The sequence below is a fragment of the Alteromonas sp. WD8-37 genome (genome assembly GCF_055326825.1).
The window spans coordinates 1-6,628 of the sequence record NZ_JBUZOV010000012.1; the positions used below are offsets into that span (position 1 = coordinate 1).

Annotated in this window: 6 protein-coding genes, 4 tRNA genes and 1 rRNA gene; all 11 read left to right on the forward strand. The window is 49.4% G+C overall.

The features are described 5' to 3' along the window. The first annotated feature begins 4 nt into the window (after positions 1–4). Positions 5–120 (forward strand): 5S ribosomal RNA (gene rrf, locus ACTUJZ_RS15845). Between the two features lie 580 nt (positions 121–700). Beyond that, positions 701–1,813 (forward strand): glycosyltransferase family 2 protein, encoded by a 1,113-nt coding sequence (locus tag ACTUJZ_RS15850; RefSeq protein ID WP_463637314.1) that lies wholly within the window; start codon positions 701–703, stop codon positions 1,811–1,813. Continuing rightward, positions 1,797–2,912, forward strand: a complete 1,116-nt coding sequence (locus ACTUJZ_RS15855; RefSeq protein ID WP_463637315.1) for a glycosyltransferase family 2 protein — start codon at positions 1,797–1,799, stop codon at positions 2,910–2,912. Before ACTUJZ_RS15850 ends, ACTUJZ_RS15855 begins: the two co-directional genes overlap by 17 nt. 94 nt (positions 2,913–3,006) lie before the next feature. Continuing rightward, a complete protein-coding gene (gene murB, locus ACTUJZ_RS15860) occupies positions 3,007–3,999 on the forward strand; it encodes a UDP-N-acetylmuramate dehydrogenase (RefSeq protein WP_463637316.1) in 993 nt (330 codons plus the stop codon). Further along, positions 3,996–4,982: a bifunctional biotin--[acetyl-CoA-carboxylase] ligase/biotin operon repressor BirA gene (gene birA, locus ACTUJZ_RS15865; RefSeq protein WP_463637317.1), complete on the forward strand. Its 987-nt coding sequence runs from the start codon at positions 3,996–3,998 to the stop codon at positions 4,980–4,982. The genes murB and birA overlap by 4 nt, the downstream gene beginning before the upstream one ends. Then, the gene (locus tag ACTUJZ_RS15870) at positions 4,972–5,724 is read left to right on the forward strand and encodes a type III pantothenate kinase (RefSeq protein ID WP_463637318.1); all 753 of its coding nucleotides are present in this window, start codon (positions 4,972–4,974) and stop codon (positions 5,722–5,724) included. Before birA ends, ACTUJZ_RS15870 begins: the two co-directional genes overlap by 11 nt. A 98-nt stretch (positions 5,725–5,822) precedes the next feature. Beyond that, positions 5,823–5,898, forward strand: a tRNA-Thr gene (locus ACTUJZ_RS15875). 9 nt (positions 5,899–5,907) lie between these two features. Continuing rightward, positions 5,908–5,992: transfer RNA gene (locus ACTUJZ_RS15880), tRNA-Tyr, on the forward strand. A gap of 32 nt (positions 5,993–6,024) precedes the next feature. Continuing rightward, positions 6,025–6,099 (forward strand) — tRNA-Gly (locus ACTUJZ_RS15885). Positions 6,100–6,108: 9 nt separating this feature from the next. Then, positions 6,109–6,184, forward strand: a tRNA-Thr gene (locus ACTUJZ_RS15890). A 75-nt stretch (positions 6,185–6,259) separates the two neighbouring features. After that, on the forward strand, positions 6,260–6,628 hold a 369-nt coding region (locus ACTUJZ_RS15895), incomplete at its 3' end, for a GTP-binding protein (RefSeq protein WP_463637319.1).

The following is a 6,628-nucleotide window of genomic DNA, read 5'->3' on the forward strand; positions in this document are numbered from 1 at the left end:
TTTGTCTGGCGGCCATAGCGACGTGGCACCACCTGATCCCATTCCGAACTCAGAAGTGAAACACGTTAGCGGCGATGGTAGTGTGGGGTCTCCCCATGTGAGAGTAGCACACCGCCAGACTCCCAATTCGAAAAACAAAAGACCCCGCGCAAGCGGGGTTTTTTGCTTTTAGGACCCGCACTGGCGTGCGGCTCCCCATGGACACCCAACCCATCGGGTCGTTGAGTCAATGCATTCGGAAACATCCATGTTAGTTAGTGCCAGGGCGTACGTCCTGTACGCCCGTTCGTTCCTTTTAAGGTGACGTTAAGTCACCTTAAATTTGCGTTGCAAACCGCAGCCTCACCCATCCCTGGTGCATTGTCCAGCTCGGCATCCATGCCTCGCGCTTTTCACTCTCGGCGTGCCACTGGCACCCCTCGCTCGCTACGCTCACCGCTCATCGCCCCCATGTGAGAGTAGCACACCGCCAGACTCCTATTACACGAAAAAGCCCACTCATTCGAGTGGGCTTTTTTCGTATAAGCGCAGCAAAGCTGCGCGTACACCCGTGGACATCCAACCCATCGGGTCGTTGAGTCATTGTGACGTTTCTCCACTAATTTAATCCACCACTGATGTGAGTTTTCAGTATTGCCATTGGTCAACGCCGCGAAACACCGTATAATGCGTGCTTTTCTCCACTAGGCAGGCAATATAAATGCTACGGAAGTTGTTGGTAAGGGCATTGTTTGAACCCTACCTACCGATCTCTCGACTTAAGCACGCGGTGCGCTTTCCGAAGCCTAAGGTACGTTTGGTCGCAGTGGCCAAAAATGAGGGGCGGTACTTAGCGGAGTGGATTCTGCATCACTTGTATTTCGGTGTTGCTCATGTCGAAGTGCATTATAATCAATGTGATGACAATACCGTCGCACTAGGTGAGCACCTGCAACAAAAATATCCTGTTTCTTTTATCAACGCTGACGCTGGGTTTGATGGTCATATCAAATCGCCGCAAGTGGCGATTTATCGCGATGCTATTAAGCGGGCTCGCGCTGACGGGTTTTCTCATGTGTTGTTTCTGGATGTTGATGAATTTTTGATACCTAAAAATCTTGAACGCTCGATTCCTGCAATGCTGTTGGATAACAAGCACGCTGATGTCACCTGTATTCACTGGGCCAATAAACTTAATGACATGTCACTTTTTGGTCGGGCAATCGAGCCAAAGTTAGCTGTTGAGTATTCCCCCACAGTGAAATCATGCGTGAAGTCTTTTGTCGAGCCGCCGGTGATGAACCCACACAATGTCGTGAGTTCGAATCTTACCTATGCAATGACCGGTGAAGCAACCTTTAGCTCACAACGCGATGATATGTCCAAAGTGTCTAACGAAAAGCACGTTTACGAAAAGTCTGAGTTTGTAGTTCTTCATCGCCAGTACCGCAGCGAGCTGGAGTATGTAGCGATGCTTGGGCGAGGCAGGCCTATCGAAGAGGCCAAGCGCTCGTCGATATTTAAAAATAATCGTCGCGGCTACGATGTTTATACAAAAAGATCCACACTCAATCTTCCTGAAAAAGCCTTCGAGAACTACAGCGCATACTTAGATGAGCATTTGTCCTCATCAGAGATCCGGCAGTTGCACGAACACGCTGAACAATCCGTGTTGCAGCGGTACAATACGGTATTACAGATGCTAAAGGATGCACCGCAACAAGAAGATATTTTGTTAAAGCGTTTATTGAAAAATATCACGCTAAGCGATGTTCTTGAGATTGTAAAAAAACGGAAATCAGAAAAGTCTGGCGCACGTGTATCATCGCATTAAGCAACATATTGAAAAGTTAGTACGCAGTACAACATGGCGACGACGTGCTCATATATTGCGACACCGGCGGCGCATCAAGCTCAAATTAGTTGCAGTTGCGCGCAATGAAGCAGCCTATTTGGCAGAGTGGATTTGCCATCATCAGTATTTTGGTTTTGATGATATTGAAGTTCATTACAATAACTGTAGTGACAACTCCGCTGAACTGGCTCATCATTTTGAACCATCGCAAGTTCGGTTTTTCAATGCGGACAAGGTGTTTAATGCCAACCAGTCCGGGTCTCCACAGGTAGATGTTTATCAACACGCCTTTGCCCGTGCGTACAAGCAGGGTTACTCCCACGTCATGTTTTTAGACATTGATGAGTTTTGGGTACCCGCTGATTTGACCACTTCAATCCAGCAGTGGCTACATTCACATTGGCAAAATGATGTTGTGTGTTTTAACTGGTTGAACAAAGTCGATGAGCAAGAGGCTTTTTGCCCGGTCCTACAGGCACCCGCTATCCAGGTGCAGGCAGCACAACAGATTAAGTCGGTTTATAAAACGTTTCTTAAGCCGACACCCATGAATGCACATAATGTGGTTGCCGATGATCTGCATTACGCGCGCGATGACAACTCGGCATTTGAGCCTTTGAACACGCACTTTTCAAGGTTGCAGCCGCTAAACCTTGCTGATGTAACAGGACGGGCGTTTGTTATTCACCGCATGTACCGCAGTGAACTCGAATACGTCGCGATGCTCTCGCGTGGGCGCCCAATCGGCCAAAACATTAAGAAATCGCGGTTTAAAGATAATCGCAGCGGCTATCTAAACTCAGGTAAAGGTCAGTCACTGGCATTTAACCATGAGGCATGGAGCAGATATTGCGAGTGTGTACACAGTCGCATGCAAACACCAGAGCTAATCGCAGCGACCGAACAGGGACGTAAGCACGTGGGCGATGCTTACAACCAGGTTTTACAAATGATTGCACAATCCAAGCAAGCTGAAGCGCCAATACTTAAACGTCTGTTGAAAAATGTTTCTGATGAAGGGGCGCTAAACGCACTTCACGCCTTTGAGCGCAAAACCACAAAATCCAAGGTCCAATAGCCTGATTCCCTTCATTTATATAGGCATCACCTTTCCATCCCCGGCAACATCCCCTAATATGACGGCAGTTTTGCAATATCTATAAGGTGCGTCTGTGCCCGAGTTACATCCTCACCATACTTTCCAGTTACCTGCTTCTTGCAAGGCCCTGGTGCATTTTGATTCTGTTGACCAGTTGCGCGCACTCGTTGCGGAAACCAAGCACTTTTATTTGTTAGGTGAGGGCAGCAATACGCTGTTTATCGAGGATTACCCTGGCACCGTGTTGGTCAACAAAATTGCCGGTATTGAGACTGCGCAAACTGACGACGCTTATCTTTTGCGCGTAGGGGCGGGGGAGAACTGGCATAGCCTTGTGACCACTGCGCTGGAAAATGGCTGGTATGGCATGGAAAACCTGGCACTCATTCCGGGCTCGGTGGGTGCCTCACCGATTCAGAATATCGGTGCCTACGGATTAGAAGTAGCGCAGTTTATTGCGTCAGTAGAAATGCTGAATCTTGCTACCGGCGAGATAGACACGCTTTACAACACTGACTGTGCTTTTGGTTATCGCGACAGCATTTTTAAACATGCGCTGGCAGGCAAAGTGATTATTACGCATGTGAATTTTAGTCTTCCCAAAGCTTACCAGGCCAATACCAGTTACGGGGAGTTAAAAGCCCTGGCAGATCCGAGCCCTGAAGCCATCTATCAGGAAGTGATACGGGTGCGTCAGCAAAAGCTGCCCGACCCGAAAATGCTGGGCAATGCAGGAAGCTTTTTTAAAAACCCCGTGATCAGTGCCGCACGCTATGCAGCCCTGCAGTCTGAATTTGCCGATATCCCCGGCTATGCGGTGGGGAATGAACAGGTCAAAGTGCCCGCTGCCTGGCTTATCGACCAGGCCGGATTCAAGGGGCATCAATTGGGGCAGGTGCGCTGCCACCCGACCCAGCCTCTGGTGCTCACTAATTTAGGCGGTGCCACCGGTAAGGATGTGGTGACACTGGCCAGAGCCATTTTGGATAAGGTAAACAAGCAGTTTGAGGTGACACTCGAGCCAGAGGTGAGGTTGGTCGGACAACAGGGACTTATCACATTATGAAACAAGCATCGAAGCTTATCCGTCAACATATCTTAGCCTTACTGGCTGATGGCCAGTTTCACTCGGGCGAAACCATTGCTCACCAGGTTGGGTTATCCCGCACTGCAGTGGCCGGCCACATTACCCAGTTATCCGACTGGGGGCTGGATGTCTTCAAAGTTAAAGGCAAAGGCTATCGCCTGAACCGGCCATTTACCTTATTAAGTACTGACAAAATTAAAAAGCATCTGACCAAAAACCGGTTGGCGGTGGTGGATGTGGCTCCAGTGCTGGAGTCCACTAACTCTGAAGTGAAAAAACGTATTCAGCACAGCCGCGATGAATTAGCCGATGGCGATACCGTGCTGGCGGAGATCCAGACCGCCGGGCGAGGCCGGCATGGCCGCCAATGGCTGGCGCCGGTAGGTGGCAGCCTGACTTTTTCGATGTACTGGTCGTTTCCTGATGGGTATCAAAGCATGGCAGGGCTGTCATTATTGGTTGGCGTGGCCATGTGCGAAGCGCTGCAACAAGCCGGGGTGCCCGATGCTCAGGTGAAGTGGCCCAACGATATTTATCTGGGCAATAAAAAATTAGCCGGGATATTAATAGAAGTTGAAGGGCAGATTGGCGCCACTGCACATTGTGTCATTGGCGTCGGGCTTAATGTGCATATGCCGGTTGATCAATTTGATGTTGGTCAGCCGCATACTGATTTGTGTGCTGTGCTCGATCAAGAACCCGATCGCAATGCCCTGGCCGCCGCGATCATCGAACAGTTGTGGCATCACCTGGAGGAATTTTCGTCCCATGGCTTCGGCAAATTTGTGCCGCTGTGGGAAACCCTGGATATTTTTGCCGACAAGCGCATTGTATTGCAGATGGGCGAAAAACGTTTTTGCGGCATCGACCGCGGCGTGGATGCCAGTGGTGCGTTACTGGTAGAGACTGAAGACGGTATCACCCGCTTCCATGGTGGCGAGGTCAGCCTACGTGGCTACTGAACAGCACATTTTATTGGTAGATGCTGGTAACAGCGCGGTTAAATACGCCCGGCTGGATGACCCCGACGTTGTTTTTTCTGCCACCACCCCTGCGGCACTGTTTGAAGCACTGAAAAATCAAGCGCAGGTCACTGCAATTTATCTCTCCAATGTCGGATCGGTAACTATCGAGCAGCAATTTTCTGATTATTGTTCCCGTCTAAATATCCCCTTACGCGTAATCGAAACAGAAAAAAAACGATTTGACCTGCAAAATAGTTACAGCAAAGTAGAAAAAATGGGGGTAGATCGCTGGCTGGCAATGTTGGCTGGCCAAGCAATAACCTGCAAACCCTTTGCGGTGATCGATATTGGGACCGCCATTACCTGTGATTTTGTTGCGAATGGACAACATTTAGGCGGTTGGATCACCCCGGGTTATACCCTGATGCGTGATGCATTGGTGAAAAATACTGCAAGGGTGACTGCGAACAGCCATTTTCCGGACGATTTTGGGGTAGGGCAGGATACCGAAGAATGCGTGGCATTTGGGTGTATGGCGGCGGTGCGTGGTGTTTATTTGAGCGCGCTTGATTATTTGGCGAGCAATCAAACGGATTTTTCAGTAATTGTAGGGGGTGGCGGCAAAAATATGCTTGCATTCGCACAATTCGATGGTAGCATCCTCGTCGCGAATTTGGTGGTGCTTGGACTCGCCCGCTACGCCAAGAGTGAAATCCTGGCGTCTGGTTCTGAAAGTTGATAAGTGATTCAACGGTCAGAAAAATTTCGAAATTAATTCGAAAAGGTCCTTGCACTGAGTAAATGATTACTCTAGAATGCGCAGCCACTTGATGTAGTGCCGACTTAGCTCAGTTGGTAGAGCAACTGACTTGTAATCAGTAGGTCGCCAGTTCGATTCCGGCAGTCGGCACCATCAATCTCTGGAGGGGTACCCAAGCGGTCAACGGGAGCAGACTGTAAATCTGCCGGCTCAGCCTTCGCAGGTTCGAATCCTGCCCCCTCCACCACTTTTCTATGAGGTGGCCAGAGAATTAGGAACGCGGGCATCGTATAATGGCTATTACCTCAGCCTTCCAAGCTGATGATGCGGGTTCGATTCCCGCTGCCCGCTCCATTATAGTGTGCTGATATAGCTCAGTCGGTAGAGCGCACCCTTGGTAAGGGTGAGGTCGGCAGTTCGAATCTGCCTATCAGCACCATTCTTCTCCCCAGCTCATATTTTATGTATTTGAAATCAAAAAAGTTTTTAAGTAACTTTGCTGGGATTATAGAAAATGGCAAAAGAAAAGTTTGAACGTTCCAAACCGCACGTAAACGTTGGTACTATTGGCCACGTTGACCACGGTAAAACCACTCTGACTGCAGCAATCACTACTGTGCTGGCTAAAGCACACGGTGGTTCAGCGCAAGCATTCGACATGATCGATAATGCGCCTGAAGAAAAAGCTCGTGGTATCACCATCTCTACTTCACACGTAGAATATGACACTCCTGCACGCCACTATGCGCACGTTGACTGCCCTGGACACGCTGACTATGTTAAAAACATGATCACTGGTGCCGCGCAGATGGACGGTGCAATCCTGGTTGTTGCTGCAACTGATGGCCCTATGCCTCAGACGCGTGAGCACATCCTGCTGGGT